At 68.3% G+C, this 26,772-nt stretch carries 25 protein-coding genes and 1 pseudogene; 15 read left to right on the forward strand and 11 right to left on the reverse strand.

The window, feature by feature from the left end; translation table 11 throughout:
• Positions 1–75: 75 nt before the first annotated feature.
• The 5 genes and pseudogenes from ASD37_RS25035 to ASD37_RS25055 all read left to right on the forward strand — a co-directional run.
• A pseudogene (locus tag ASD37_RS25035) lies at positions 76–255 on the forward strand (hypothetical protein); the annotation flags it as partial.
• Between the two features lie 50 nt (positions 256–305).
• On the forward strand, positions 306–1,799 hold the full coding sequence (locus tag ASD37_RS25040; RefSeq protein WP_056557981.1) for an amino acid permease: 1,494 nt from the start codon (positions 306–308) through the stop codon (positions 1,797–1,799).
• A 61-nt stretch (positions 1,800–1,860) separates the two neighbouring features.
• Entirely contained in the window at positions 1,861–3,084 is a 1,224-nt protein-coding gene (locus ASD37_RS25045; RefSeq protein WP_056557983.1) for an alpha/beta hydrolase, read from the forward strand.
• Between the two features lie 4 nt (positions 3,085–3,088).
• Positions 3,089–4,504, forward strand: coding sequence for a wax ester/triacylglycerol synthase family O-acyltransferase (locus ASD37_RS25050; protein WP_056557985.1), 1,416 nt, complete (start codon positions 3,089–3,091; stop codon positions 4,502–4,504).
• A 199-nt stretch (positions 4,505–4,703) separates the two neighbouring features.
• A complete protein-coding gene (locus tag ASD37_RS25055; RefSeq protein ID WP_056557987.1) occupies positions 4,704–6,116 on the forward strand; it encodes a DUF4185 domain-containing protein in 1,413 nt (470 codons plus the stop codon).
• A gap of 18 nt (positions 6,117–6,134) precedes the next feature.
• Here ASD37_RS25055 and ASD37_RS25060 read toward each other — a convergent pair whose 3' ends face one another.
• The 4 genes from ASD37_RS25060 to ASD37_RS25075 form a co-directional block, all read right to left on the reverse strand.
• Entirely contained in the window at positions 6,135–7,352 is a 1,218-nt protein-coding gene (locus ASD37_RS25060) for an alpha/beta hydrolase (protein ID WP_056557988.1), read from the reverse strand.
• Positions 7,342–8,976 carry an acyl-CoA ligase FadD12 gene (gene fadD12 / locus ASD37_RS25065; protein WP_056557990.1) on the reverse strand — a complete coding sequence of 545 codons (1,635 nt, stop codon included), beginning with the start codon at positions 8,974–8,976 and terminating at the stop codon, positions 7,342–7,344. Before fadD12 ends, ASD37_RS25060 begins: the two co-directional genes overlap by 11 nt.
• Before the next feature lie 5 nt (positions 8,977–8,981).
• A complete protein-coding gene (locus tag ASD37_RS25070) occupies positions 8,982–9,803 on the reverse strand; it encodes a 1-acyl-sn-glycerol-3-phosphate acyltransferase (protein ID WP_056557992.1) in 822 nt (273 codons plus the stop codon).
• 72 nt (positions 9,804–9,875) lie between these two features.
• Positions 9,876–10,370 (reverse strand): hypothetical protein, encoded by a 495-nt coding sequence (locus ASD37_RS25075; RefSeq protein WP_156721102.1) that lies wholly within the window; start codon positions 10,368–10,370, stop codon positions 9,876–9,878.
• Positions 10,371–10,415: 45 nt separating this feature from the next.
• Here ASD37_RS25075 and ASD37_RS25080 point away from each other — a divergent pair, with 45 nt between their 5' ends.
• Entirely contained in the window at positions 10,416–11,249 is an 834-nt protein-coding gene (locus ASD37_RS25080) for an arylamine N-acetyltransferase (RefSeq protein WP_056557997.1), read from the forward strand.
• Here the strand turns inward: ASD37_RS25080 and ASD37_RS25085 are convergent.
• Positions 11,246–12,268, reverse strand: coding sequence for an acyl-CoA dehydrogenase family protein (locus ASD37_RS25085; RefSeq protein WP_056558320.1), 1,023 nt, complete (start codon positions 12,266–12,268; stop codon positions 11,246–11,248). The two genes, ASD37_RS25080 and ASD37_RS25085, sit on opposite strands and share 4 nt — an antisense overlap.
• Before the next feature lie 5 nt (positions 12,269–12,273).
• On the reverse strand, positions 12,274–13,437 hold the full coding sequence (locus ASD37_RS25090) for an acyl-CoA dehydrogenase family protein (protein WP_056558000.1): 1,164 nt from the start codon (positions 13,435–13,437) through the stop codon (positions 12,274–12,276).
• Positions 13,438–13,510: 73 nt separating this feature from the next.
• Here ASD37_RS25090 and ASD37_RS25095 point away from each other — a divergent pair, with 73 nt between their 5' ends.
• Genes ASD37_RS25095 through ASD37_RS25120 form a run of 6 tightly spaced genes read left to right on the forward strand, consistent with a single transcriptional unit; the run spans position 13,511 to position 17,835 of the window.
• Complete coding sequence (locus ASD37_RS25095; protein ID WP_056558001.1) at positions 13,511–14,443, forward strand: helix-turn-helix transcriptional regulator; 933 nt, start codon at positions 13,511–13,513, stop codon at positions 14,441–14,443.
• 1 nt (position 14,444) lies between these two features.
• Entirely contained in the window at positions 14,445–14,981 is a 537-nt protein-coding gene (locus ASD37_RS25100; RefSeq protein WP_056558003.1) for a dihydrofolate reductase family protein, read from the forward strand.
• Between the two features lie 30 nt (positions 14,982–15,011).
• Positions 15,012–15,386, forward strand: a complete 375-nt coding sequence (locus ASD37_RS25105; protein WP_056558326.1) for a BlaI/MecI/CopY family transcriptional regulator — start codon at positions 15,012–15,014, stop codon at positions 15,384–15,386.
• Positions 15,383–16,300, forward strand: coding sequence for a M56 family metallopeptidase (locus ASD37_RS25110; RefSeq protein WP_056558004.1), 918 nt, complete (start codon positions 15,383–15,385; stop codon positions 16,298–16,300). The genes ASD37_RS25105 and ASD37_RS25110 overlap by 4 nt, the downstream gene beginning before the upstream one ends.
• A 56-nt stretch (positions 16,301–16,356) precedes the next feature.
• Complete coding sequence (locus ASD37_RS25115; RefSeq protein WP_056558005.1) at positions 16,357–17,016, forward strand: thioredoxin domain-containing protein; 660 nt, start codon at positions 16,357–16,359, stop codon at positions 17,014–17,016.
• 3 nt (positions 17,017–17,019) lie between these two features.
• Positions 17,020–17,835 (forward strand): serine hydrolase, encoded by an 816-nt coding sequence (locus ASD37_RS25120; protein WP_056558007.1) that lies wholly within the window; start codon positions 17,020–17,022, stop codon positions 17,833–17,835.
• On the opposite strand, the gene ASD37_RS25125 is transcribed toward ASD37_RS25120, so the two are convergent.
• Both ASD37_RS25125 and ASD37_RS31685 read right to left on the reverse strand, forming a co-directional pair.
• Positions 17,832–18,458: a TetR/AcrR family transcriptional regulator gene (locus tag ASD37_RS25125; RefSeq protein ID WP_082570401.1), complete on the reverse strand. Its 627-nt coding sequence runs from the start codon at positions 18,456–18,458 to the stop codon at positions 17,832–17,834. The two genes, ASD37_RS25120 and ASD37_RS25125, sit on opposite strands and share 4 nt — an antisense overlap.
• Positions 18,458–18,595, reverse strand: a complete 138-nt coding sequence (locus ASD37_RS31685) for a hypothetical protein (RefSeq protein ID WP_156721085.1) — start codon at positions 18,593–18,595, stop codon at positions 18,458–18,460. Before ASD37_RS31685 ends, ASD37_RS25125 begins: the two co-directional genes overlap by 1 nt.
• Before the next feature lie 178 nt (positions 18,596–18,773).
• On the opposite strand from ASD37_RS31685, the gene ASD37_RS25130 reads away from it, so the two are divergent.
• Positions 18,774–20,609, forward strand: a complete 1,836-nt coding sequence (locus tag ASD37_RS25130; protein ID WP_056558011.1) for an acyl-CoA dehydrogenase — start codon at positions 18,774–18,776, stop codon at positions 20,607–20,609.
• Positions 20,609–22,444 carry an acyl-CoA dehydrogenase gene (locus ASD37_RS25135; protein WP_056558328.1) on the forward strand — a complete coding sequence of 612 codons (1,836 nt, stop codon included), beginning with the start codon at positions 20,609–20,611 and terminating at the stop codon, positions 22,442–22,444. The genes ASD37_RS25130 and ASD37_RS25135 overlap by 1 nt, the downstream gene beginning before the upstream one ends.
• A gap of 69 nt (positions 22,445–22,513) precedes the next feature.
• On the opposite strand, the gene ASD37_RS25140 is transcribed toward ASD37_RS25135, so the two are convergent.
• Entirely contained in the window at positions 22,514–23,983 is a 1,470-nt protein-coding gene (locus ASD37_RS25140) for an aldehyde dehydrogenase (protein ID WP_056558013.1), read from the reverse strand.
• Between the two features lie 55 nt (positions 23,984–24,038).
• Complete coding sequence (locus ASD37_RS25145) at positions 24,039–24,821, reverse strand: class I SAM-dependent methyltransferase (protein WP_056558016.1); 783 nt, start codon at positions 24,819–24,821, stop codon at positions 24,039–24,041.
• Positions 24,822–24,861: 40 nt separating this feature from the next.
• Between ASD37_RS25145 and ASD37_RS25150 the strand changes: the two genes are divergently transcribed.
• Positions 24,862–26,022, forward strand: a complete 1,161-nt coding sequence (locus tag ASD37_RS25150) for a glycosyltransferase family 4 protein (protein ID WP_056558018.1) — start codon at positions 24,862–24,864, stop codon at positions 26,020–26,022.
• Here the strand turns inward: ASD37_RS25150 and ASD37_RS25155 are convergent.
• Positions 25,984–26,772, reverse strand: a complete 789-nt coding sequence (locus tag ASD37_RS25155) for a hypothetical protein (RefSeq protein ID WP_056558020.1) — start codon at positions 26,770–26,772, stop codon at positions 25,984–25,986. The genes ASD37_RS25150 and ASD37_RS25155 overlap by 39 nt on opposite strands.

Here is a 26,772-nt window from a genome sequence, read left to right on the forward strand (position 1 = left end):
CACGTTCCCGTTGGCGCGGGTGTCTACTGAGAGCAGAACCAAGCTTCGGCTCGACGACGACGCGAGGTAGGTGCCATGGCACGTATCGACCTGACTGCCAAGATCCCGTTGATCGGGATGTCCATGGTGTTCCTGGCGATGGGGATCGTCGCCATCACCGCCTATCTGCACGTGGGGTGGTGGTCGATCGTCGGGTACGCGATCGCCGCCGTCCTGGCGGTGTTCGGGTTCGCGTTCACGTTCCGCGACATCAACGACACCTCGAAACCGCCGCCGGTGGTACCGCCGTCGAACGGTGCGACCCGATGAGTACCGAACCCAAGGCAACTCAGGAGGAGTACGACAACTCCGCGTTCACCACCGAGGACGCCGGCTACGAGAAGGGCCTCAAGCCGCGTCAGCTACAGATGATCGCGATCGGCGGGGCCATCGGCACCGGGCTGTTCCTCGGTGCGGGTGGCAGGCTCGCCAGCGCGGGTCCCGCGCTGTTCCTGGTGTACGCCTTCTGCGGCGTGTTCGTGTTCCTGATCCTGCGGGCGCTCGGTGAGCTGGTGCTGCATCGGCCGTCGTCGGGGTCGTTCGTGTCCTACGCGCGCGAATTCCTCGGCGAGAAGGCGGCATTCGTCGCCGGGTGGATGTACTTCCTCAACTGGGCGATGACGGCGATCGTGGACTCCACGGCGATCGCCACCTACTTCCACTTCTGGAAGGCCTTCGCCGACATCCCGCAGTGGTTGATCGCGCTGATCGCCCTGGCATTGGTGCTCGGCATGAACATGATCTCGGTCAAGGTGTTCGGCGAACTCGAGTTCTGGGCGGCGTTGATCAAGGTCATCGCGCTGGTGACGTTCCTGGTGGCCGGCACGATCTTCTTGGCGGGCCGCTACAAGATCCAGGGCCAGGACACCGGCTTCAGCGTGATCACCGACCACGGCGGACTGTTCCCGACCGGTCTGTTCCCGGTCGTCATCGTCACTTCCGGGGTGGTGTTCGCCTATGCCGCAGTCGAACTCGTCGGCACGGCGGCGGGTGAGACGGCCAACCCCGCGAAGATCATGCCGCGGGCCATCAACTCCGTCATCGCCCGCATAGCCCTGTTCTACGTCGGCTCGGTCTTCCTGCTCGGTCTGCTGCTGCCCTACACGTCCTACAAGTCGGGGGAGAGCCCGTTCGTCACGTTCTTCTCCAAGATCGGCGTCGACGGCGCAGGCACGATCATGAACATCGTGGTCCTGACGGCCGCGTTCTCGAGCCTCAACGCCGGGCTGTACTCGACGGGCCGGATCCTGCGGTCGATGGCGATGAACGGCAGCGCACCGAAGTTCACGTCGCTGATGAACAAGCGGGGGGTGCCCTACGGCGGCATCTGCCTGACGGCGGTGATCGGACTGTTCGGCGTGCTGCTCAACGGCGTCGTCCCGGCTCAGGCGTTCGAGATCGTGCTCAACGTGGCGGCGCTGGGCATCATCGCCTCGTGGGGCACCATCGTGATCTGCCAGATTCAGCTGTATCGCTGGTCCAAGAAGGGCATCTTGGAGCGCCCGTCGTTCCGGTTGTGGGGAACGCCGTGGACGGGGTACCTCACGTTGGCGTTCCTGGTGGGCGTGCTGGTGCTGATGGCATTCGACCCGCCCATCGGGACGTGGACAGTGGCGTCCCTGATCGTCATCGTCCCCGCGCTGGTCATCGGCTGGTTCGCGGTCAGGTCGCGGGTGCTGGCCGTGGCGCAAGAACGCGAGGGGTACACGGGCCAGTTCCCGGTGGTGGCGAACCGGCCTGCGCCGGGCAAGGACGAGTAGCCAGTAGACAAATTCCCAAGAGTGTCGTGTACCTCACATTCAACCGGGGTACTCTCGCGAAATGACGGCTCGACCGGACACCCGGTACCCCGGACCCACCCTGACGACGCGGGTGCGGTGGCTGATGAAGGCGGGGCCAGCCGACTACATGCTCGCGGCGAGCGTCGCTGCGACGTCACTGCCGGTGATCGGCAAGCATCTCGAACCGCTCGGCGGCTTCACGGCGATGAGCATCTGGGGTGTTCGGCACACCCCGGACTTCGTGGGCGCCGCCGTCAAGTCCTGGTTCACCCCCGGCATCGGCGAGGTGAAGAAGGAGCAGCGCGACGCGACTGCCTCGGTCACCCAGGCCGCGCTGCGTGGCGTGGTCCCCGCAAAGGATCTCGCCATCACCTGGCCCGCGCCCGAACGCACCCCGCCGGTGTGGAAGGCCCTCGAGCACCGCCGCAGCGTCTACCGGTCCTCGGTGCGCTACGGGGACAGCCCATCTCAGCTGCTCGACGTGTGGCGCCCCAAGGAGTTGCCCGTTCAGCCCGCCCCGGTGATGATCTTCCTGCCCGGTGGCGCGTGGGTGCACGGCGGACGCATCCTGCAGGGTTACGCGCTGATGTCGCACATGGCCGAGATGGGCTGGGTGTGTCTGTCGATCGACTATCGCGTCGCCCCCAATCATCCTTGGCCGCAACACATCACCGACGTGAAGACGGCGATCGCATGGGCCAGGGCCAACGTCGACAAGTTCGGCGGTGACCGGAACTTCATCGCCGTGGCGGGCACGTCCGCCGGTGGTCACCTCGCCGCGTTGGCCGGATTGACCCCCAACGACCCGGAGATGCAGCGCGAGCTGCCCGAGGGCTCCGACACCTCGGTTGACGCGGTCGTCGGCATCTACGGCCGCTACGACTGGGAGGACAAGTCCACCGTTGAGCGCGCTCGATTCGTCGACTTCCTGGAGCGCGTCGTGGTGAAGCGCAAGATCGCCAGGCACCCGGAGATCTTCCGCAGGGCGTCACCGATCGCCCGCACCCACGCCGATGCGCCGCCGTTCCTGGTGATCCACGGCAGCGGTGACACGGTCATCCCCGTGCAGCAGGCGCGGGACTTCGTCCAGAAACTGCGCGGAGAGTCCCGTTCGGTGGTCGGCTACGTGGAGTTGCCGGGCGCCGGACACGGCTTCGACATGACAGACGGCGCCAGGACGGGGTCGACGGCCACGGCAATCGGGTTGTTCCTCAACGAAGTTCACCGAAACCAGACGGCGGCGGCGGCAAGGGCGGTTATATAACCGCGTGAAGAGGCTCAGCGGGTGGGACGCGGTACTTCTGTACAGCGAAACGCCGACCGTGCACATGCATACGCTGAAGCTGGCGGTCATCGCGCTCGACGAGTTGAAGGGCCGGACGTTCGGCGTCGAGGACTTTCGCAAGGTCATCCACAGTCGGCTGCACAAGCTCGGCCCGTTCCGCTACGAGCTGGTCGACATCCCGCTGAAGTTCCACCATCCGATGTGGCGGGAGAACTGCGAGGTCGACCTCGAGTACCACATTCGTCCGTACCGGGTGGACAGCCCGGGTGGCCGCAGGCAACTCGACGACGCCGTCGGCAAGATCGCGAGCACGCCGCTGGATCGCAGCAAGCCGCTGTGGGAGATGTACTTCATCGAGGGGCTGGCCGACGGTCGGATCGCCGTGCTCGGCAAGATCCACCATGCGCTGGCCGACGGGGTGGCGTCGGCGAATCTGATGGCGCGCGGGATGGACCTGCAGACCGCGCCCGACGACCGAGATTCCTACGCCACCGACCCGGCGCCCACCAAGGCGGAGTTGGTGCGCACCGCCTTCGGTGACCACCTGCGTCAGATCGGCCGGTTGCCCGCCACCATGCGGTACACCGCTCAAGGACTGGGTCGGGTGCGCAAGAGCCCGCACAAGCTGGGGCCGGAACTGACCCGACCGTTCACCCCGCCGCCCAGCTTCATGAACCACATGGTCGACGCCACCCGGAAGTTCGCGACGGCGACGCTGCCGCTCGTCGACGTCAAGCAGACCGGCAAGCATTTGGGCGTCACCATCAACGACATGGTGCTGGCGATCTCCGCGGGGGCGTTGCGCCAGCTGCTCCAGCAGTACGACGGACAGGCGGATCACCCGCTGTTGGCTTCTGTCCCAGTGAGTTTCGACTTCTCCCGCGACCGCATCTCGGGCAACTACTTCACCGGGGTGATGATGACGCTTCCGGTGGAGCTGGCCGATCCGCTCGAGCGGGTGCGAGCCGTGCACGACGCCGCAGTCTCGGCGAAGGAGACCCACCATCTGATGGGCCCCGAGTTGGTGAGCCGATGGTCGGCGTACTTCCCGCCGGCGCCCGCCGAAGCCCTGTTCCGCTGGCTGGCCAACAAGGACGGTCAGAACAAGGTGCTGAACTTGCCCATTTCCAACGTGCCGGGCCCTCGTGAGCACGGTCGGGTGGGCGGAGCCCTGGTCACCGAGATCTATTCGGTCGGCCCGCTGACCACCGGCAGCGGGCTCAACATCACGGTGTGGAGCTACGTCGACCAGCTCAACGTGTCGGTGCTGTCCGACGGTGCCACGCTCGCCGACGCGCACGAGTTGACCGATGCCATGGTCGAGGCGTTCGTCGAGATCCGGCGTGCCGCTGGTCTTTCCGAGGAGCTCACGGTGGTCGACGGGGCGATGGCCCCCTAGCCTGACCCGCGAGCGGCCAGTTGTCTCCCGCCGACCGCCGCAAACCGTGCAACAGGTGGCCACTCGGCGCGCGAAGGTTGCGACACGGTCACGGATGAATATCAAGCCATGACTCACTGAGCTCAACCGCCCCACGGGTCACTATCGTCACAGCAGAAGTTGCTGGCGTCGTCGTGACGTCCTCCGTGGAAGGTGTCACATGTCGCCGCGTCGTCGAACCGCATCAGCATCGGTGGCGACGGCGGCCGTGATCGCACTCTGCGCCGTGGTGGGCGTCGCACCACCCGCCAACGCCGAGCCCTGCGAGGGGGCGGCCGCGCAAGCCCAACCCCTGCCGGGGCAGGCGTTCCAGATTCCCAGCCCGTCCGGCATCTCGCCGTTCAACCGGCCGATCGGGCACAAGCCCACCGGCGCCAACGACGCGGCCCCCACGCCCAAACTTGGTCTGCTGCCGGCACTTCTGAAGGCGCTGACGCCTCCGGCCGCGCCCGTGCAGCAGCAAGCCGCGGTGGTGCCCTCGCCGCGCCCCGACGGAACGGTGGCCCAACCGTCGGTGGCGGCCCCCGCCCCGGTGGCAGCGCCCGCACCGGTGTCGGCGGCGCCTCCTGGCACCTCGCTGGTCGGATGGGTGACCGGGCCGGACAGCCCCAACGACACCATCAAACGGTTCGCGATCACCGGGACCGATCTCGGAATCATGTGGGACAACGGCGATCCCGCCAACAACCAGGTGTTGATGGCGTTCGGCGACACCAACGGCTACTGCGGCATCCCCGGCAAGCAGTGGCGGTACAACGCGCTGTTCCGCAGCCAGGACCGCTCCCTTGCCAAGACCGTCGCCGTGCCCAATGGTGTTGTCGCCAACAAGTACTCCGGTTCGCCGGTGTGGCGGCCGGGCATCTCCAAGCAGGTCGTCAACACCATCGGGCAGGCGCCACAGGAGACGGGCATCATCCCCACCGCGGGCATCGCCGCCGGCGGCAAGCAGTACATGAACTTCATGTCGATCAAGAGTTGGGATGCCAACGGCGCCTGGACGACCAACTATTCGGCGATCGCGATGTCCCCCGACAACGGTGAGACGTGGGGCGTGTACCCCGGCACCATTCGCACCCCGGGGGCGGGCAACGAAAACTTCCAGATGGGCGCGTTCCTCAAGGGGGGACCCGGCGACCAGTATCTGTACTCCTTCGGAACTCCCAACGGCCGCGGCGGTTCGGCCTACCTCGCACGCGTGGCACCGAGCCTCATCCCCGACCTCACCAAATACGAGTACTGGAACGCCGACGGCGGGGCCTGGGTGCCGGGCAATCCGGCGGCCGCCACCCCGGTGATTCCCGGCCCGGTCGGCGAGATGTCGGCCCAGTACAACACCTACCTCAAGCAGTACCTGGCCCTGTACTGCAACGGTGCCAACGACGTCGTGATGCGGACGTCACCGACACCGCAGGGACCGTGGAGCCCCGAGCAGATGCTGGTGAGCCACATGGAGTTTCCCGGTGGCATCTACGCGCCGTACCTGCACCCGTGGTCGACGGGCAAGGAGCTGTACTACAACCTGTCGCTGTGGTCGGCGTACAACGTCATGCTCATGCACACCGTCCTTCCATGAGCGCCGTCTTGCCATGAGCTAACCCCGCTTGGCCTTCACCCAGTCCAGAAAGTGCGCGACGGCCGTCGCGGTGTAGTCCCCGTGCGGTGAGCCGAAGAAGTCGAATGCGTGCTGGGCGTGCGGGATCTCGGCGTATGCCACCGGGTTGTCCGACGCGTTCTCCAGCGCCTCGGCGAACGCGCGTCCCTCCTGCACCGGGATGATCGAGTCGTCGGTGCCGTGCAACACGAAGAACGGTGGCGCATCGGCCCGCACCTTCGTGATGGGTGACGCGTCGAGGTACACCTCGCGGTGTTGGGCGAATCGCTTCTTGACGATGTAGCGCTGCAGGATGCCGATGAACTCCGGTCGGCCCGAGCCTTCCTTGGTGAACCAGTCGTACCGTCCGTAGATCGGCACCGCGGCCACCACCGAGGTGTCGGCGTCCTCGAAACCCGGCTGCCACTGCGGGTCGTTGGGTGTCAGAGCCGCCAACGCCGTCAGATGCCCACCCGCCGATCCGCCCGTGATCGCCACGAAGTCCGGGTCGCCGCCGTGCTCGGCGATGTTCTCCTTGATCCACGCCAGCGCCCGCTTCACGTCGACGATGTGGGCCGGCCAGGTGTTGCGCGGGCTGACCCGGTACGCCATCGAGACGATGATCCAGCCGCGCTCGGCCATGTGCGTCATCAGGGGGTAGGCCTGCGGGCGGCGCATGCCAATGGCCCAGGCGCCACCCGGCACCTGGAGAAGAACGGGTGCCTTGCCGTCGCGGGGGAGGTCGCCGCGGTGCCAGACGTCGGCGACGTTGGCGCGGTGCGGACCGTACCGGATGACGTCGTCCTTCTTGACGTATTGCCGCCGGGCCCAGGACGTTCGCAGCACGCCGCCGCGGCGACGGCGCCGCTCCTCGGCCGCGATGGCGGCGTAGTCGTCGCCAAGGGTCTCCCGAAGCGGCCCCTCGAAGCACTCCTGCGACTTTGCATTTCGGTAGTAGACGAAACCCAAAGCCGCCCAAGACAATGCGGTCAACCCCAGCGCGACCTTGCCACGCGTGCCCGCGAAGTCACCGCGTAGCCCGCGTCGAGCCGCGTCCACCATCGAGGCGCCTGCCACCACCGGCGCCGCCTCGCCCGTCGGCCAGCCGAGGAAGAACACCGGAATCGTGACGTAGCCCTCCCGGCCAAGCGGCTGGACGGCGTTGGCGGCGTTGAGCAGTTCGGCGACGGAGCGCAGCAGTGGGTGCCTACGTCGCATTGCCGTCCGTTTCGAGAAGCGTGTGGAGATCACGACGAACGATCTTGCCCGTACTGCCACGCGGCAAACTCTCCAGGACTGTGATGCTGCGCGGCACCTTGTAGTTCGCGAGGTTCTTCTTGACGTGTGCCTTGAGGTCGTCCGGCGTCGCCGACCCGTCGGTCAGCACCACGAAGGCCGCGAGTCGTTGCCCGAACTCCGCGTCGTCGACGCCGAGGACGGAGGCCTCCACGACCGCCGGATGCGCTGCGAGGACCTTCTCCACCTCGATGGGGTAGACGTTCTCGCCGCCGGAGACGATCATCTCGTCGTCGCGGCCGACGACGAAGAGGCGACCGTTGGCGTCGAGGTACCCGACGTCGCCGCTGGACATGTAGTCGCCCTCGAAGTCCTTCGTGGCACCTGAGGTGTAGCCGTCGAACTGCGTGGAGTTGCGCACGAAGATGGTGCCGACCTCACCGGTGGGCACTTCCTGACGCTCGGCGTCGAGGATGCGAATGTCGGTGCCCTCTGCGGGTTTTCCCGCGGTGTCCGGCGCGGCACGCAGGTCGGCGGGCGTCGCGGTGGCGATCATTCCCGCCTCGGTGGCGTTGTAGTTGTTGTAGACGACGTCGCCGAAGCGGTCCATGAAAGCGGTCACCACGTCGGGATTCATCCGGGAACCCGACGCTGCCGCGAACCGCAGTGAGCGCCCGCTGTAGCGCGAGAGCACGTCCTCGGGCAACGCCATGATGCGGTCGAACATCACTGGGACGACGCATAATCCGGTTGCCTGATGGCGGTCGACGAGCTTCAGCGTCGCTTCGGGGTCGAACTTGCGCCGGGTGACGATGGTGCACGCCATCATCGCGGAGAACGCCAGCTGCGCGAAACCCCAGGCGTGGAACATCGGGGCCACCACGACGGTGACCTCCTCGGTCCGCCAAGGTGTGCGGTCCAGAATGCCCTTGAGCGTCTGTGGGCTGCCGCCAGAATGGCTGGCGCCCTTCGGGGTTCCCGTCGTGCCAGAGGTCAGCAGGATCACCTTGGACTTGGTGCTCGCCCGTTTCGGCTGCTTGCCGTAGTGCTCGCCGATCATCGTCTCGACCGACAGGTCGTGGTCGTGGCCGTCGCGCCACGCGACGATCCGCACCGCGTCGGGGCGCTCGGCCAAGGCCTGCTCGACGGTCGGGGTGAACTCCTCGTCGTAGACGACGGCGTCCACCCCCTCGCGCGAAACGACCTCGGCGAGAGCGGGTCCCGCGAAGGACGTGTTGAGCAGCAGCACGTCGGCGCCGATGCGGTTGGCGGCGATCAGCGACTCGACGAAGCCGCGGTGGTTGCGCGCCATGATGCCGATCGTCTGCGGCGCGCCGCCCGGCAGCGCCTGAAGTGCGGCGGCGAAGGCGTCGGCCCGCTGGTCGACGTCACGCCACGTCAGGGTGCCGATCTCGTCGACGAGGGCGGGCCGGTCGGGACAGCGCTGGGCGGCACTGGCGAAACCCGATGTGATGCCCATGTTCTCGCGCGCCATGGCGGCGCCGATGCGCAGGTACTTGTCGGGACGCAGGGGCGCGATGACACCCGCGCGCGCCATCGTCGACAGCAGGCCGAGGGTGTTGGTGAGCGGGTCGGTCAGCGCCATGGGCGTCAGCCCAGCACGGGAAGTCGGCGTTGCTTGGCCAACGCGTCGAGTGCCTGCTGCATGACCTGACGGACGTGCGCGTCGACTTCGTCCACGTCGGGATCGTCGCCGAACAGGGCGACGACGTCGATCGGCGGCAGCACCTGCGTGACGATCTTCGTCGGCAGCGGCACGTTGACCGGCAGCACCGCCGAGAGTCCGAACGGGAAGCCGAAGGAGATCGGCAGGATCTTGACGCGCAGCAACTTGTCGAGTCGCAGCGCCTTGGCCATTCCCTCGCCGCGGGACAGGAACAGTTGCGCCTCCTGGCCCCCGATCGACACCGACGGCACGATCGGCACCCCGGCGTTGACGGCGGCGCGCACGTAGCCGGTGCGGCCGGCGAAGTCGATCTTGCTCTCGGACCGCGTCGGGCGGTAGACGTCGTAGTCGCCGCCGGGGAAGACGACCACCACGCCACCCGAGCGCAGCGCTTCGTCGGCGTTCTCGTGGTTGGCGGGGATGAAGCCGGTCTTGCGGAAGAAGTCGCCGGTCGGGCCGGTGAAGATGATGTCGTGGCTCAGCGTGTACACCGGGCGGTCGAACCCGAACTTCTCGTAGAAGCCCGTCGCGAACACCGGGACGTCCATCGCGAACAGCCCACCCGAGTGGTTGCCGACCACCAGGGCGCCGCCCTTGGGGAAGTCATCGAGGCCGCGCACTTCGGCGCGGTGGTAGCCCTTGATGAGCGGACGGAGGATGCCCATCACGCGTTCGGTGAGGCCCGGGTCCCACTTCGTGACGGCGGTGGGTTCGATGTCGACCGGATCGGTGTCGTTCGCGTTCACGAGTGCTCCCTGCGGAAAGTGGAACGTGTTCTAGTTCCAGGTTACCCGGGGCACCCTCGGACGCGGTAATCCTCAGACGGACGCGATGAACTCCGTGGTGTAGAACTCGGCGGGGACCTGCCGGTATGGCGACGGCCGCTCGAGAACCACCCAGGCACCGGTGGCGCCGCTCGCGACGGGGCCGCCGAACGTCGTCGAGCCGCCGCCGACCGCGTCGGTCTGCAGCGTGCCGGTCACCACGCCCGGCGCGCCAGGGCCGCATCCGAGCGACGGTCGAGGCATCTGGATCACCCGAACGTCGTACCGTGTGTTCGGCACGGCGGTGGCCACGTCGACAGTCGCGACGAGCATGCCGGAGCCGTCGGTGCGGACGTGCGCGACGGGTCGCGCGTCGCCCACCGCGGCGACCGACTTCAACTTCGAGAAGTCACACGCGCGCCACTGACCGGACATCGGCATCGGCGAGCTCGCCGTTCCTGGGGCTGCGCCTGCAGGCGGGGTGGTCACCATCGCCGAGGTCACGAGGGCCGTCGCGACGGCGAACCATGTCGTCGGCGTCAATTTCATCATGACTCACCATAGTTCCGGTCGACGGAAGTGCAGCATGTAGTCATGACAGACGTCGACCTGACCGCCTACTTCGCCCGGATCGGATATCGCGGACCCGCGGACCCGACCGGCGACGTGCTTGCCGAGCTCGTCGCCGCCCACAACAGGTCGATCCCCTTCGAGAACCTCGACCCCGTCTTCGGGGTGCCGGTCTTCGACCTGGGTGCCGATGCCCTGGTCGACAAGCTGGTGCACCGGCGCCGCGGCGGCTACTGCTACGAGCACAACGGCCTACTGGGCTACGTCCTCGAACGGCTCGGCTACGGCGTGGACCGGTACGCCGGGCGCGTGGTGTGGATGAGCGAACCGGGTGGCCCTCTGCCAGCCCGGACGCACCAGGTGCTCGCGGTGACGGTGCCCGGCGTCGCGGGGCATTGGCTGGTGGACGTCGGATTCGGCGGTCAGACGCTGACCTCTCCGATCGACCTGACGGTGGGCGTGGAGCAACCGACCCGACACGAGCCCTACCGCCTGACCGAGGGCACCGAGGGACTGGTGCTGCAGGCGCAGGTGCGTGGGACGTGGCAGGCGCTCTACGAGTTCACCGAGAAGCCGCAGCCGCGAATCGATCTCGAAGTCGGCAGTTGGTACGTCTCGACCCACCCCACGTCGCACTTCGTCACGGGCTTGACCGCGGCCCTGGTGACCGACGACGCGCGATGGAACCTACGCGGCCGCAACCTCGCCGTTCATCGGGCCGGGGGGACGGAGAAGACCCGCTTCGACACCGCCGATCAGGTCGTCGACGCGCTGACCAACGCCTTCGGCATAGATCTGTCCGACGTGGCGGCCCCTGATGTGGTGCTGACCAGGGTGGGCCAGCTTCTCGACGCCTAGGTGCGCGGGGGAGGGCCGACGACGACCGTCCACGGATCGTCGGCCGCCAGCGCCATCCGACCGAGGCGGGTGGCATGCCAACCCGTGGAGCCGAACTCGTCGGCCCAGCTGCGCGCTCGCATGGTCGCCAACCACAGCTGGTGTTCCAGCGTCACGCCGATGGCGCCGTGCAGCTGGTGGGCGATCGTGGTGACCGGGGCGACGGCACGGCCCACCGCGACCTTCGCCGCCGTCACCGCGTAATCTGCCTCGGGGCTGTCGAAGCCATGGTCGAGGGCCGCGAACGTCGCTAAATTCGTTGCTGCTCGGCTTGTTTCGACCTCGCCAAGGAGGTTCGCCATCGAATGCTGCACGGCCTGAAACGTTGCGAGGGGGCGGCCGAACTGGACGCGCTCGCCGATGTGGGCGGCGGTGAGCCGCGCAGCCACGTCGAAGGCGCCGACGATCTGGACGCACCGCGCCCACGCGCCTCGCCGCACCAATTCGTCTGCGACACCGGGGGAGAGCCGGACGACGTCGGTCGACGAGAGATCGAACGACACGTCCCCGCGCGGCTCGCCTGCCAGATTGTGCGTCGAGGTGGTCGACCCCGGGTCGAGCACCGCGGCGAAGGTGGCGTCGGCCGAGCGGGCGGCGAGCACCACCGGCCCCGCGTCGGGCCACGGCACGTCGCGCGCGGTGCCCATGACTCGATCACCGCTGGGGTCGACGTCGGCGATCGCCACCGTGAGAGGACCGTCGGCGGGGACCGTCAGGTCCGCCTGTCCAGCCAACCACGTTGCGAGGAGGTCGGTTTCGGCGACGGGCACGGCCGCCGCGTAACGGGCCAACCCGCCGAGTACGACCGCGGCGTCGGCGGGATCCGCGCCCTGCTCGGTCGTCAACCGGGTCAGTCCCGAGCTCTCCAAGACCTGCCACAGGTCGGAGTCGAAGCGTTCCGGCAACCCGTGCCGGCCCACCCGCGCGTCGAACGAGCGGCGGCCGATCTCGTCGACGAGCGCTGTGAGTTCGTCGTTCACGTCGTTCACGTCGTCCTCGCCCCTCGCGCCACGATGCCGCGGAGTACCTCGTTGGTGCCGCCGCGGAGCGTGAACAGCGGCGAATGCACTCTGGCGACGGTCAACATCGCGCGCAGCCGCGCGCCCTCGGGTCCGTCGACTCCGTCGATCAGGTCGGCGGCGAGTTCCACCGAATCCTGTTCGAACCGGGTGCCCAGGTCCTTGACCATCGCCGCCCGGGTGTTGGCGTCCTCGCCGGCGGTGAGCGCGCGGGCCACCGACACCGACATCTGCCGCAGCGCGATCATCCGCCCGACGATGTCGCCGACCGCGGCGGCGGTCCGGTCGTCGACGTCCTTGCGGCCCAATGCCTTGACGACCTCGAACAGCATCGTGGCCGTGGACAGAATGCGTTCGGGGCCACTGCGTTCGAACCCCAACTCGGAGGTGACCTGGTGCCACCCCGCACCGATCTCGCCGAGCACGTCGCCGTCGGTGAGCCGGACGTCGTCGAACTGCACCTCGTTGAAGTGATGCTCGCCGTTCATCAGGACGATGGGGCTGATCGTGATCCCCGGCAGGTCGGTCGGCACGACGAATTGACTGAAGCCGGCGTGCCGATGCTCGGGATCCAGCGGGCTGGTGCGGGCCAGCACGACGATCTGGTGTGCCAGGTGTGCGCCGCTGGTCCACACCTTCGTACCGTTGAGACGCCAGCCGTCGTCGGTTCGCGTCGCCCGGGACTGGACGGCCGCGAGATCCGAGCCTGCGCCGTGTTCGCTCATGCCGATCGACGAGTACAGCCGCCCCGCGGCGATCCGCGGCAGCAGGCGGCGACGCTGCTCCTCGGTCCCGTACGCCAACAGGCCGGGGGCGACCTGACGGTCGGCGATCCAGTGCGCCCCGACAGGTGCGCCGTGGGCCAGCAGCTCCTCGGTGACGACGTAGCGATGCAGGTAACCGGTGCCGTCGGCCGGTGCGCGCCCGCCGTATTCGGTCGGGATGGTCAGCCCGATGAAGCCGGCCTCGGCGAGCCTGGTGCTGAAGTCGGTGTCCCAGCTGGACAACCAACAGTCCACCGCGGGTGTCCACCCGAAGGTCTCCCGATCGGCGGCAAGGAACGCCCGGACTGCCGAGCGGAGCCCGGCCAGTTCGGCGTCGTCGGCACGCAACGCTGCGAATTCGCTCACTGGACAGCCGAGTGTAGTGCGGTGGCAGAGCAGGAATCGTCATGTCGCTTGCCGAGCGGCGCGGCCATACTCGATGACTGTGAGCGACGTGCCGGACCAACCCCCCTGCCAGGGACGACGCGACCGACTGCGCGAGCTCCTCGACGCCGTGGTCGACGGTGACAACACCGACGTCGCCGAGATGGCGCGGCGAAGCCACTCGTCGGAGTTTCACTTCTCCCGACAGGTCAGCCGCCTCGCCGGTGAGCCGCCCGCCGCGATACGGCGTCGGGTGATGCTCGAACGTGCCGCATGGCGACTGCAGCGCGGGGAAGGCGTTGCCGCGGTGGCCGCCGAGGAAGGCTGGTCGTCACCGGAGGTGTTCTCGCGTGCCTTCCGACGTTCGTTCGGCGTGCCCCCGTCGCGAGCCGCGGAGGTGGAGTTCCGATTGGCCGCACCCAACGGTCTGCACTTCCATCCACCGGAGTCGTTGTGGTTGACCAGCGTCGAGGACGCCGTCACGCCCGAGGTGTCCCAGTTGATGGTGGCCCACGACGTGGCCGACACGGCGTACCTGATCGAAACGGCCGGCCAACTGATTGAAGACCAATGGCAAGAGCATGTTTCGCCGGGGCAGACGGTGCTCGACTGGGACGGCCCGGAACCCAGCGTCGGCGCCGTGCTCGGTGCCGCCGTCTGGACGAAGGAGGTGTGGCTCGCCAGCATCGAGGGCCGCGACCAACCCCGTCGCCCCGAGATGCGCACGGCGGCAACGCTTGCCGTCGACCACGCCGCCATCGCGACGCGTTGGACGGCGATGGTCGCCGACCACGCCGAACGGGGACGGTTGGGCGACACCGTCATCGACGCGCTGTGCGATCCGCCCGAGTCGTTTCAGCTCTACGGCATCGTCGCTCACGTACTGGTCTATTCGGCGCATCGGCGGGAGCTGACCCGGTCGATGCTCAACCGGCACGGCGTGTTTGCAGGCACGGGTGACCCATTGGATTGGATGAGGAGGAGTTGACATGGCAACCGTGTACTACACCGCGTCGAGCTTGGACGGGTTCGTCGTCGACGACGAGAACAGCCTTGACTGGCTGACCTCGCGCGCCGTCGACCCCACGGGCGCCTTCGGGTACGAGGCCTTCGCCGACGGTGTCGGAGCGATCGTCATGGGTGCGTCGACCTACGAGTGGCTGCTGGTGAACCAACCCGGGGACTGGATGTACGACCAGCCGAGCTGGGTGCTCACGCATCGGCCCGAGATCGTGGCCGACGGCCACCCCGTGACGACGTTCGCCGGTGACGTCGTGGACCTGCACCCCGAGTTGGTGGCGGCCGCGGCGGACAGGGACGTGTGGGTGCTTGGCGGCGGCGACGTCGCCGCGCAGTTCGCCGCCGCGGGACTCGTCGACGAGATGATCGTGTCGTATGCGCCGTGCTCGCTTGGAACGGGTGCGCGCGTGCTGCCGCTGCGTTCGGAGTGGTCGTTGCGGGAGGTCGGCCGCAACGCCGACTTCGTCTGTGCGCGATGGGCAGTGTCGGAGCGGGGCGGCGGCTAGATTCAAGGGCGCGATCGGTGGGAGGTGACGATGCAGCAGCGAGGGTTTGGCGATCTCGAGGCGACGGTGATGGACCGCGTCTGGGCGCGCGAGGACGGCGTCACCGTCCGCGACGTGTTCGACGAGCTCACCGGCACCCGTCAAATCGCTTACACGACGGTGCTTTCCACGATGGACAATCTGCACCGCAAGGGCTGGGTGCGACGGGACCGCCAGGGCAAGGCGTACCGGTACTGGCCGACGATGACGCGCGAGGAACGCTCGGCGAACCTGATGCGGGCGGCGTTCAGTGCGGGCGGCGACACCGAGGCGGTGCTGGCGTTCTTCGTCGGACAGATGACGGCTGAGGAGTCGGCCCAGTTGAGGGCGGCGCTGCGGCACGGCGGGTCCGGGCGTCGCACGTGACCAGCACGGTCTACCTGCTGCTGTACGGGGCGATGGTCAGCTGGCTGGCGCCTGCGCCGTTGTCGTGGCTGACGCGCCGCGGCACCAGTCCGCGGCTGGGCGTCGCGACCTGGGTGACCGCGATGGCCGGTGTGTTGACGGCCTGGGTGGTGGCCGTCGTCGTGGTCGCGGTGTCGCTGGTGCGCGGCGGCCCCAATTCGTCGGTCGTCGTGCTGTGCCTCGAACTTCTCGGCGTACCGGAGCGCGAGGCGATGCTTGGAGCGTTCGGGGCGACGGGACTGCTGGCCGTCGGTGTGCTGATTTCGGCGGTCGTGACGTTCGGCGTCGGCCGAACGGTTCTCGGATTGCGCGCGCACAGTGCCGAGCATGCGGACGCGGCCAGGATCGTCGGAACCCCCACCGGCACCGACGGGGTGTTCGTGGTGGCCGGCGACCGGCCCGCGGCGTACTGCGTCGTCGGCAGGCCTGGCACGATCGTCGTGACCACGGCTGCGGTGCGGGCGCTCGACGGTGTCGAACTCGACGCGGTGCTCGCCCACGAAGCCGCCCACATCGCCGGCCGGCACCACCACCTTCTGATGGTGTTGCGCGCCTTGGCCGCCAGCCTGGCACACCTTCCACTGTTCACCCGTGGCGCGGCCGCGGTGGCCGATCTGCTGGAGATGTGCGCGGACGACAGGGCAGCCCGGCGGCACGGTCCGCGGCCACTCGTGGCGGGGATGCTCGCGCTCGCCTCGCCGCTGCCGCCCGCGGCTGGATTGGCCATGGCCGCCACGGCGACCGCCGCCCGCGCGCGCCGTCTGCTCGACCCCGCGAACCGGTCGACGCGGTGGTGTCATGGGGTGGCGACGTCGGCCACGATCGCGGCGACGATCGCGGTACCCGTCGTGGTCAACGTGCTCTGCCACCACTGAACCCGCCCTCGGCTAGGCTCCTACGTACTCAGTACGTAGGTTCGTGAGGGGGACTGTTGCCGAGAACGACTGCGCGCCGGATCTGGGTGACCGCGGCCGCCATCGTCGCGGTCGTGTTCGGCGCGGTGATTGTCCTGATCAGCCGGCGTGACGACGGCCCCGACCGGGCCTTGGCGGACACCAGCGCCCCAGCGGTGGTTCGCGACGACAGCCGCCGCCTGAACTCTCCTCCCGACGCCGTGGTGACGTTCGTCGAGTTCCTCGACTTCGAGTGCGAGGGCTGCCGGGCCGCGTACCCGGTCGTCGAGCAACTGCGAGCCGACTACGGAGACCGGGTCGAGTTCGTGCTGCGCTACTTCCCACTCCCCGGGCACGTCAACGGCGAGCGCGCCGCCCGCGCGGTCGAGGCGGCCGCCCAGCAGGGCAGACTCGAGGCGATGTACCGCACGATGTACGAGACCCAGGCCCAGTGGGGCGAACGGCGCACTCCCGCCGACGACGTATTCCGCGGATTCGCAGCCGAACTCGGCCTCGACATGGCCGCCTACGACGCGGCGTACGCCGACCCCGCCACCGCGGAGCGCATCCAGGTCGACGTTGACGACGGCATGGCCCTCGGCGTCCAGGGCACCCCGACGTTCTTCGTCAACGGTGAGCAGGTCAGCCCTCGGGCGGTCGACGATCTGCGCACCGCGATCGAGAACGGGCTGCGCTGACCGATGCGACGTTCCGCGATCGTCCTCGTCGTCGCACTGCTGGCCCTGCTCTCCGGCGCTCCGCCGTCGACCGGCGCGCCGTGTGGCACCGCCGCGGCGGAATGCGGTCTAACGCAACGCATCGCGATCGCCGAGCAGTACCTCCAAACCCGTCCTGGGACGGTGGGATTCGTGCTGCGCGACCGTGCGACGGGGGCGACCTACCGCAATGCCAACGCCGCGACGTCGATCTGGACGGCATCGACGATCAAGCTGGCGATGGTGGCCGACCTGCTCACCAGGCAGCGAGCGGGCGTCATCACCCTCACCGACGCCGACCGGCGCCTGATGGTGGCCATGTTGCGCAACTCGGACAACGACGCCGCCGACACACTGTGGTCCCGATACAGCGGTGAGGCGAACGCGTTCAACGCGAACTTTCCGCGCTACGGGATGCCGAACGTGGTGCCCCAGCGAGGTTTTGGCGACGTGTTCCCCTACTGGGGCTTTCAAAAGGCCACGGCCGACGACCTGGACGGGCTGATGAGCTACGTACTGACCGGCCTGAGTCCGGCCGATGCGACCGCCGTGGTCGCCGAGATGCAGCGCGTCGACGCCGACCAGCAGTGGGGAGTTTGGGGAGCAGGCCCGGCGATGACACCGGGCAACAAGAACGGCTGGTCGCAGGAGCAGGGCGGCTGGGTGGTCAACTCGGTGGGCTTTGCCGGGCCGCAGCAGCGCTACACGTTGGCGATCATGAACGCGCTCGGCGACGAGGGCGGCTACGACGACGGCGTCGCCACGACGACGCAGCTGAGCCGGATTCTGCTGTCGCCCTAGGGTTGGGCCGGCAGCCCGAACCGATGCACGAATTCCCGTGACTTGATCAGGAATTCGACCTGCCTGGCCACCTCCCGCAGTGGTTCTGCGGTGCGAGATGCGCGGCACAGCACGACGGCGCCCTCCAATGCCGCGATGCTGATGACGGCCAACGACGCGGCGTCGGTGTCGCCGAACCCGTCGGCGGTGAACGCGCGGCTGAGCGCCGCCCGCCAGCGGTCGAAGATCTCACCGGCGATGGGGGTCAGCGCCGGCTCGGCGTCGGCCGAGCCGATCGCGGCCGCCACCACCGGACAGCCAGCGGCGAAGTCACTCTCGGCCAGGGTGTGCTCCCAGAAGGCGACGAATTGGCGTATCAACGGGGCGCTGCCGCGCGTGGCGGCCTCGTCGATGAGTTCCGTGATTGCATTGCCCGCGTGCTGCAACGCCTCGGTCAACAGCTGACTGCGACCGCCGGGAAAGTGGTGGTACACCGATCCGCGGGGGGCGTCGCTGCGGACCAGGACCTCGTCGATGGTGACCCCGGCGGCGCCCTTCTCGCGCAGGACGTCGGAGGCGGCGGACAGCATCCGGTCCCGTGTCGTGCCCCGCTTGGCAGGGCTGACGTCGACGGGAGAGGGCATCAAGCGGCGGCACCCGACTGACGGTGCATCCGGTCGCGCCACGGCTTGGTGCGAGCGTGGCCAGCCTGTGGGCGGCGCCGGTAGTCGACGGTGCAGTTGAAACGACGACCGAGGACGTTGACTTCGACGACCCACATGGGTGCCTCCCTAACTATGGTGTCGAGCATAGTGGTGAGAACGCCGAAGGGCCAGAGATGTATTCCACGTCACGGCCGGCGTGACTTTCTATGGGCCTGTGCATATCCATTTTCATGGCTAGCGGCTCCCGATCGGACTACGCTTCATGGCGCGGTTCGATCCTGAAAGGCGCTAGACGTGGGCCACTACAAGAGCAACGTGCGCGACCTCGAATTCAATCTCTTCGAGGTCCTCCAACTCGAGAAGGTGCTCGCCACCGGCGAGTTCGGTGATCTTGACGCGGAGTCGATCCGCGACATGCTGAGCGAAGCGGCGCGGCTGGCGGAGGGCCCGCTTGCCGAGTCCTTCGCCGACTCCGACCGACACCCGCCGACCTTCGACCCAGACACCCACGTGGTGACGCTTCCCGAGGCCTTCAAGGCGTCGTTCCGGGCCTGGCAGCAGGGCGAGTGGTTCCGCATCGGTCTGTCCGAGGACGTCGGCGGCGTCCCCGCGCCGTCGATGCTCGCGTGGGCGATCAACGAGTTCCCGCTCGGCGCGCAGCCAGCAGCCTTCATGTACCTTGCCGGACCGGTGCTGGCCGGCATCCTGCACGAGGAGGGCAACGCGCAGCAGAAGCATTGGGCGGCAATGTCGGTGGAGCGCAACTGGGGTGCCACCATGGTGCTCACCGAGCCGGACGCGGGCTCCGACGTCGGCGCCGGGCGCACCAAGGCCGTCGAGCAGCCCGACGGCACCTGGCACCTCGACGGCGTCAAGCGCTTCATCACCAGCGGCGACTCCGACGACCTGTTCGAGAACATCGTGCACATGGTGCTGGCCAGGCCCGAGGGCGCCGGCCCCGGCACCAAGGGCCTCTCGCTGTTCATGGTGCCCAAGTTCCTGCCCGATTCCGAGACCGGGGCGCCGGGGGAGCGCAACGGCGTCTACGTCACCGGACTCGAGCACAAGATGGGCCTCAAGGTGTCCGCGACGTGCGAGCTGACGTTCGGCCAGCACGGCACCCCCGCCGTCGGTTACCTGGTCGGCGACACCCACAACGGCATCGCGCAGATGTTCAAGATCATCGAGTACGCGCGAATGATGGTCGGCACCAAGGCAATCAGCACGCTGTCGACCGGCTACCTGAACGCCCTCGACTACGCCAAGACCCGCATCCAGGGCGCCGACCTCGTGCAGATGACCGACAAGAGCGCACCGCGCGTCAGCATCCTGCACCATCCCGACGTCCGCCGGGCACTCCTGACGCAGAAGGCGTACGCCGAGGGGTTGCGCGCGCTGTACCTCTACACCGCGGCGCACCAGGACGTGGCGGCGGCCAATGTCGTCTCCGGCGCGGACGCCGGCATGGCGGGCCGCGTCAACGACCTGCTGCTGCCCATCGTCAAGGGCGTCGGGTCCGAACGGGTCTATCAGACGCTGACGGAGGCGCTGCAGACCTTCGGCGGTTCGGGCTTCCTGCAGGACTATCCGATCGAGCAGTACATCCGCGACGCCAAGATCGACTCGCTGTACGAGGGCACCACGGCGATCCAGGCGCAGGACTTCTTCTTCCGCAAGATCGCCCGCGACCAGGGCGGGGCACTCGCCCACGTGGCCGGGGAGATCCAGGCCTTCCTGGATGCCGAGTCGGCACGTCAGGAACTCGCCGACTGCCGAGTGCGACTGGCGACGGCGCTGGCCGACGTGCAGGCGATGGTCGGCACCATGACCGGTTATCTGATTGCCTCTCAACAGAATTCGCGTGACCTGTATCGGGTTGGCCTCGGCTCGGTCTCGTTCCTACTGGCCGTCGGCGACCTCTTCATCGGATGGTTGCTGCTGAACGGCGCCGAGATCGCCCTGGACGCACTCGACGGCGGCCCGTCGGAACGCGACCGGGCGTTCTACCGCGGAAAGGTGACCGCCGCCAAGTTCTTCGCCACCAACGTTCTGCCGCGGCTCACCGCCGAACGCAAGATCATCGACACGGTCGACCTGGCCATCATGGACCTCGACGAGGGAGCCTTCTAATCAGCCACTACAAAGCCAACGTCCGAGATCTGGCGTTCAACCTCGTCGACGTGCTGGGTCTCGAAAAGGCGCTCAGCAGTGGCCAATTCGACGGTCTCGAGGTCGACGACGTCCTCGGCATGCTGGCCGAGGCCGCCCGCCAAGCCGAGGGTCCGCTGGCGGCGTCGTTCGCCGACAGCGACCGCAACCCGCCGACGTTCGACCCGCAGACGCACGCGGTGACCCTGCCCGCGGCGTTCAAGGAGTCGGTGCTGACGTGGCAACGCGGCGAGTGGACGCGCATCGGTCTTGCCGAGGGCATCGGAGGACTGCCCGCCCCCGCGATGGTCCGCTGGGCGATCAACGAGTTCCTGGTCGGCGGACTGCCTGCGGCGTTCTTCTACCTCGACGGCCCGCCGATGATGGACGTCCTGTACAACGTCGGCAACGAACAGCAGAAGCGTTGGGCCGCACTGGCCGTCGAGCGCAACTGGGGTGCCACCATGGTGCTCACCGAGCCCGACGCGGGCTCCGACGTCGGCGCCGGGCGCACCAAGGCCGTCGAGCAGACCGACGGCACCTGGCACCTGGACGGCGTCAAGCGCTTCATCACCTCCGGTGACTGCGACGACCTCTTCGAGAACATCGCCCACCTGGTGCTCGCGCGCCCGGTCGGCGCGGCGCCGGGCACCAAGGGGCTCAGCCTGTTCCTGGTGCCGAAGTTCCTGCCCGACCCCGAGACGGCAGCCCCCGGCGAGCGCAACGGCGTCTACGTCACCGGGCTCGAACACAAGATGGGGCTGACGGCCTCGGCGACGTGCGAGCTGACGTTCGGGCAGCACGGCACCCCGGCGGTGGGCTACCTGGTTGGCGACACCCACGAGGGCATCGTCCAGATGTTCAAGATCATGGAGTTCGCCCGAATGGCAGTGGGCGGCAAGGCGATCGCCACGCTGTCGACCGGTTACCTGAACGCGCTCGAGTTCGCCAAGACGCGGGTGCAGGGCACCGATCTGACCCAGATGACCAACAAGACGGCGCCGAAGGTGACCATCCTGCACCACCCCGACGTGCGGCGCTCCCTGCTGATGCAGAAGTGCTACGCCGAGGGGCTTCGGGCGCTATACCTCTACACCGCCGCCCACCAGGACGACGTCGTCGCAGAGCTGGTGTCGGGTGCCGACGCCGACGTCGCCCGACGCGTCAACGACCTGCTGCTGCCGATCGTCAAGGGCGTCGGGTCGGAGCGGTCATATCAGTATCTGGCGGAATCGCTTCAGACACTGGGTGGTTCGGGCTATCTGAAGGACTATCCGCTCGAGCAGTACGTCCGCGACGCCAAGATCGATTCTCTCTATGAGGGCACCACGGCGATCCAGGCGCAGGACTTCTTCTTCCGCAAGATCGCGCGCGACCGCGGCGTCGCGCTGGAACACCTGCTCGGCCAAATCCGGGCCTTCGTTGAACGCCAGGACGGTCGGCCCGAATTGGCCTCTTACCGAGGCATGTTGGCGACCGCCGCCGCGGACGTGCAGGCGATGGTGGCCACCCTGACGGGTTACTACGTCGCGGCGAGTAACGACCCCCGCGAGGTGTACCGCGTCGGGCTGCAGTCGGTGCCGTTCCTGCTCGCCGTCGGCGACCTACTGATCGGATGGCTGCTGCTGTGGCACGCCGAGGTTGCGTTGACGGCGCTCGACGGGCAGCCCTCCGATCGCGACCAGGCGTTCTACCGCGGAAAGATCACGGCCGCAACGTTCTTCGCGACCAACGTGCTACCCCGGCTGAGTGCCGACCGCCGCGCGGTGGAGAACACCGAACTCGACGCGATGGAGCTGGCGGAGGACGCCTTCTGACGCGACTCTGCGCCCACTGCGAGGGTTACTCGCACTTTCCCGCAGTGGACGCAGAGTGAAGCGCGAACGCTAGGGCGTGTACCCGAACGGCAGCAGGACGCTCTTGGCCTCGCAGTACGCCTCGATGCCCTCGGGTCCGTTCTCGCGGCCGATACCCGAGTTCTTGTAGCCGCCGAACGGCGCACCGGGATCGAAGGCGTACATGTTGACGGCGTACGTGCCGGTGCGGATCTTCTTCGCGATCTCGACGGCCTTCGGGAAGTCGGTGGTGTACACGCTGCCGGCCAACCCGTACGCCGAGTCGTTGGCGATGCGAATGGCGTCGGCCTCGTCGTCGAACGGGATCACCACGAGCACCGGGCCGAAGATTTCCTCCTGCGCGATGACCATCGAATTGTCCACGTCGGCGAACACCGTCGGCTCGACGAACCAGCCGCCGTCCAGGCCCTCGGGCCGGCCGCCGCCGGTGACGATGCGGGCGCCTTCCTCGACGCCCTTCTTGATGTAGCCCTCGACGCGCTCGCGCTGACGCTCGGAGATCAACGGGCCGATCATGGCGCCCGCGTTGTCCGGCAACCCAATTGGCATCGCGGCGACGGCGGCCGACAGCTTTTCGACCACCTCGTCGTAGCGCGACCGCGGCGCCAGGATGCGCGTCTGGCCGACGCACGCCTGCCCGCAGTTCATCAGGCCGGAGAACACCAGCATCGGCAGCGTCGAGTCCAAGTCGGCGTCCTCGAGGATGATGGCCGCGGACTTGCCGCCGAGCTCCAGCGTGCAGGCCTTCAGGTTCTCGGCCGCGATCTTGGCGACCTCCTTGCCGACGGCGGAGCTGCCGGTAAACGTGTACTTGTCCAGCAGAGGGCTGGCGGTCAGCGCGCGACCGGTCTCGGCCCCGCCGGGCACGATCGACAGCACGCCCTCGGGCAGGCCAGCCTCGGCGAACATCTCGGCCATCGCGAACACCGACAGCGGCGTCTCCGCGGCAGGCTTGAGCACGACGGTGCAGCCGGCCAGCAGCGCCGGGCCCAGCTTGTTGGCCGCCAGGAAGAACGGCACGTTCCACGCGGTGACCGCGCCGACGACGCCGATCGGCTCCTTGAGCACCAGCGTCTGGCCGTAGATGCCGTCGCGGACGTCCTGCCAGGTGAACTTGTCGGCTGCCCCGACGAAGTAGTTGAACGACGACATTGCGGCGCCGTACTGCATCATGTCGACGATGGTTGGCGGCTGGCCCGTCTCGGCTGCCAGCAGGAACTTCAACTCGTCGGCGCGTTCCTCCATGAGCTTCACCGCGGCGCCGAGCACGGCGGCCCGGTCCTCGGGCGACGTGTGCGGCCACGGGCCCTCGTCGAAGGCCTTGCGGGCGGCGGCGCAGGCGGCGTTCACGTCGGCCTCGGCTGCCATGGGAACGCGGCCGACCAGCTCACCCGTGGCGGGGGAGTGCACTTCGATGACCTCGGAGGTGGACGGCTCGACCCACTTGCCGCCGATGAACAGCTTGTCCCAGTCGGTCTTGAAGGCAGTGCTCTGTGTCATGAAACTCACATTACCCACCGAACCGCCAAACTGGAACCTGTTGCAATTCAGGCCGTCACGACGGCCGCAGCACCAGCACCAGGTTGCTGACCAAAAACTCCCGAAGCACGGGCACGCGCGTCATCCACCACGCCCATCGCGGGTGGTAGCGGGGAAAAGCGGCCACCAGCATCCCGGTGCTGTCGGCCCACGCCAGGCCATCGGCGGCCGACACCGCGAACAACGACGAGCCGTAGTCGTTCTTCGGTCGGTGGCCGTGCTTGCGGGTGTACCGCTCGGCCGCGCGCGCCCCGCCGAGGTAGTGCGTCAGCCCCATCTCGTGGCCGCCGAACGGACCCAACCACACCGTGTACGACAGCACCACCAGCCCGCCCGGCCTGGTGACCCGCAGCATCTCGCGGCCCATGCGCCACGGGTCCGGCACGTGTTCGGCGACGTTGGAGGACAGACAGACGTCGACGGAATCGTCGGCGAACGGCAGCGCCATGCCCGACGCCCTGACGAACGTGCCTGCGCCCGGGGCACCAGCCGGGCCTGACCTGGATGTCGCCGCCAGCGCGGCTCCGGCGTGCGCCTCACTGGCGTCGGGTTCCACGCCCAGGTACTGCAGGCCCGCTGCCTCGAACGCGGACGCGAAGTACCCGGGGCCGCCGCCGACGTCGAGCAGGGTCAACCCCGTCGGGTCGCCGTCGACGAGCGCCGTGACCAGGGCGACGGTGTCGTCGGCGAGCGCACCGTAGAACCGGGGCGGGTCGGTCTGCTCGAAGCGGAACTCGCCGAGCAGCCGCACCGACCTCGCCAGCGTGGCCTGCCTGGCGAAGAGGTCGGTGGCGCGCATGGACCAACTGTATTCAGCGCCGGGCTTAAGCTGGTCTGCGATGTCCGACCGTCCGCTGAAGTCCGTGCTGCTGTTGTGCTGGCGCGACACCGGACACCCCCAGGGCGGCGGCAGTGAGGCCTACCTTCAGCGCATCGGCAGCCAGTTGGCGGCCGACGGCGTCGAGGTCACCCTGCGCACCGCCCGCTACCCGGGCGCGCCCCGCCGAGAGGTGCTCGACGGCGTGACCGTCAGCCGGGGCGGCGGCCGCTACGGCGTGTACATCCACGCCGGGCTGGCGATGGTCGCGTCGCGCGTCGGTCTCGGCCCGCTGCGGCGGGTGCGGCCCGACGTCGTGATCGACAGCCAGAACGGCATCCCGTTCCTCGCGCGGCTGGCATTCGGGCGGCGGTCGGTACTGCTGGTGCACCACTGCCACCGGGAGCAATGGCCGGTCGCCGGTCCGCTGATGAGCCGGATCGGCTGGTTCGTCGAGTCCACGCTGTCCCCGCGCCTGCACCGCGGCAACCAGTACGTCACGGTGTCGCTGCCGTCGGCCCGCGACCTTGCCGACCTCGGCGTCGACCCGCACCACGTCGCCGTGGTGCGCAACGGTCTGGACGAGGCGCCCGCCGAGACCCTGACGCTGCCGCGGTCGACGACGCCGCGCGTGGCCGTGCTGTCCCGGCTGGTGCCGCACAAGCAGATCGAGGACGTGCTCGACGCCGTCGCCGAACTTCTGCCGCGGACACCGGACCTGCACCTGGACGTCGTCGGCGGCGGCTGGTGGGGCGACCGGCTCGTCGAGCACGCCGCCCGCCTCGGCATCACCGACGCGGTCACCTTTCACGGCCACGTCGACGACCACGCGAAACACGAAGTGCTGCAACAGTGTTGGGTGCACGTGCTGCCGTCCCGCAAGGAAGGATGGGGGCTGGCCGTCACGGAGGCGGCGCAACACGCCGTCCCGACCATCGGATACCGGTCCTCCGGCGGGCTGACGGACTCCATCGTCGACGGCGTCACCGGTCTGCTGGCCGACGACCACGCCGACTTGGTGTCGCGCCTTGACCGGCTGCTGACCGATCACGTGCTGCGCGAGCAACTCGGCGTCAAGGCGCAACTGCGCAGCGGCGAATTCTCGTGGACTCAGAGTGCCGACGCCATGCGCGTCGTCCTCGAATCAGTGGTCGACGGCAGGTTGGTCGGCGGGGTGGTCTGACGGCGGATTCGCGAGTGTCGGTGTGCCACCGATCAAGTCGTCCCAATGTCGCCTGATTGGCGCCCATCGATCGTCGAAGGCGGCGGCCCGCCGCTGGGCTCGAGCGCGCTTCTTCGGGCCGTAGCGCCAGCGGGCCCACGGCGACGTCGGACGAGCGAGCCGCACGGCGGCCACCCACGCGACGGGCGAGACGAACAGCCCAAGCAAGGCCGTGGGGTACTTGCCCTTCAGTGCCGCCACGGCGACGAGGGCGAAGTTGACCAGCAGCAGCCCGACGGCCGCATAGCGCACCGCGGCGAACTCGGGCGGAATGTCGTGCACCTTGACCGGGGACACCCCGACCGTCGCAAGGCCCACGCACGCGGCGGCCAACGTCACCACGTTCACCGACAGCTGGCCCTCTTGGGTCCAGTAAACGTCCTGCAGCCGGAAGATCATCGCGAACTCGTCGAGCACCAGTGAGGCGCCGATTCCCACGAACAACGCCGCGAGGTAGGTCCACACCGACAGCGGCGGCGAACCGACGCCGCTGAACCCGCCCACGATCAGCAGCACCACACCGGGCGTCGAATGATGCATGTGCACCCCGCCGCTGCTGACGTTGTGGAAGGGCCCCTTGCCCGCCCGGATCAGTCGCGTGATGGTGCGGGTGGTCAGGAACGTCACCACGAACGCAGTGAAGCTGAGCAGCAGCGGCCCCTTGTAGCCGTCGACGACCTCGGCCTGCCACCACTCGCTGAGCCAATCCAT

It is taken from the genome of Mycobacterium sp. Root135, from assembly GCF_001426545.1.
In the GTDB taxonomy this organism is placed as follows: domain Bacteria; phylum Actinomycetota; class Actinomycetes; order Mycobacteriales; family Mycobacteriaceae; genus Mycobacterium.

Bases quoted from the DNA above. Each gene is read 5' to 3' on its own strand.
- ASD37_RS25055 (WP_056557987.1), top strand. From the start codon at position 4,704: ATGTCGCCGCGTCGTCGAACCGCATCAGCATCGGTGGCGACGGCGGCC.
- ASD37_RS25095 (WP_056558001.1), top strand. From the start codon at position 13,511: ATGACTGTGAGCGACGTGCCGGACCAACCCCCCTGCCAGGGACGACGC.
- ASD37_RS25045 (WP_056557983.1), top strand. From the start codon at position 1,861: ATGACGGCTCGACCGGACACCCGGTACCCCGGACCCACCCTGACGACG.
- ASD37_RS25080 (WP_056557997.1), top strand. From the start codon at position 10,416: ATGACAGACGTCGACCTGACCGCCTACTTCGCCCGGATCGGATATCGC.
- ASD37_RS25060 (WP_056557988.1), bottom strand. From the start codon at position 7,352: ATGCGACGTAGGCACCCACTGCTGCGCTCCGTCGCCGAACTGCTCAAC.
- fadD12 (WP_056557990.1), bottom strand. From the start codon at position 8,976: ATGGCGCTGACCGACCCGCTCACCAACACCCTCGGCCTGCTGTCGACG.
- ASD37_RS25120 (WP_056558007.1), top strand. From the start codon at position 17,020: ATGCGACGTTCCGCGATCGTCCTCGTCGTCGCACTGCTGGCCCTGCTC.
- ASD37_RS25105 (WP_056558326.1), top strand. From the start codon at position 15,012: ATGCAGCAGCGAGGGTTTGGCGATCTCGAGGCGACGGTGATGGACCGC.
- ASD37_RS25075 (WP_156721102.1), bottom strand. From the start codon at position 10,370: ATGAAATTGACGCCGACGACATGGTTCGCCGTCGCGACGGCCCTCGTG.
- ASD37_RS25140 (WP_056558013.1), bottom strand. From the start codon at position 23,983: ATGACACAGAGCACTGCCTTCAAGACCGACTGGGACAAGCTGTTCATC.
- ASD37_RS25155 (WP_056558020.1), bottom strand. From the start codon at position 26,772: ATGGATTGGCTCAGCGAGTGGTGGCAGGCCGAGGTCGTCGACGGCTAC.
- ASD37_RS25145 (WP_056558016.1), bottom strand. From the start codon at position 24,821: ATGCGCGCCACCGACCTCTTCGCCAGGCAGGCCACGCTGGCGAGGTCG.
- ASD37_RS25125 (WP_082570401.1), bottom strand. From the start codon at position 18,458: ATGCCCTCTCCCGTCGACGTCAGCCCTGCCAAGCGGGGCACGACACGG.
- ASD37_RS25100 (WP_056558003.1), top strand. From the start codon at position 14,445: ATGGCAACCGTGTACTACACCGCGTCGAGCTTGGACGGGTTCGTCGTC.
- ASD37_RS25040 (WP_056557981.1), top strand. From the start codon at position 306: ATGAGTACCGAACCCAAGGCAACTCAGGAGGAGTACGACAACTCCGCG.
- ASD37_RS25150 (WP_056558018.1), top strand. From the start codon at position 24,862: ATGTCCGACCGTCCGCTGAAGTCCGTGCTGCTGTTGTGCTGGCGCGAC.
- ASD37_RS31685 (WP_156721085.1), bottom strand. From the start codon at position 18,595: ATGTGGGTCGTCGAAGTCAACGTCCTCGGTCGTCGTTTCAACTGCACC.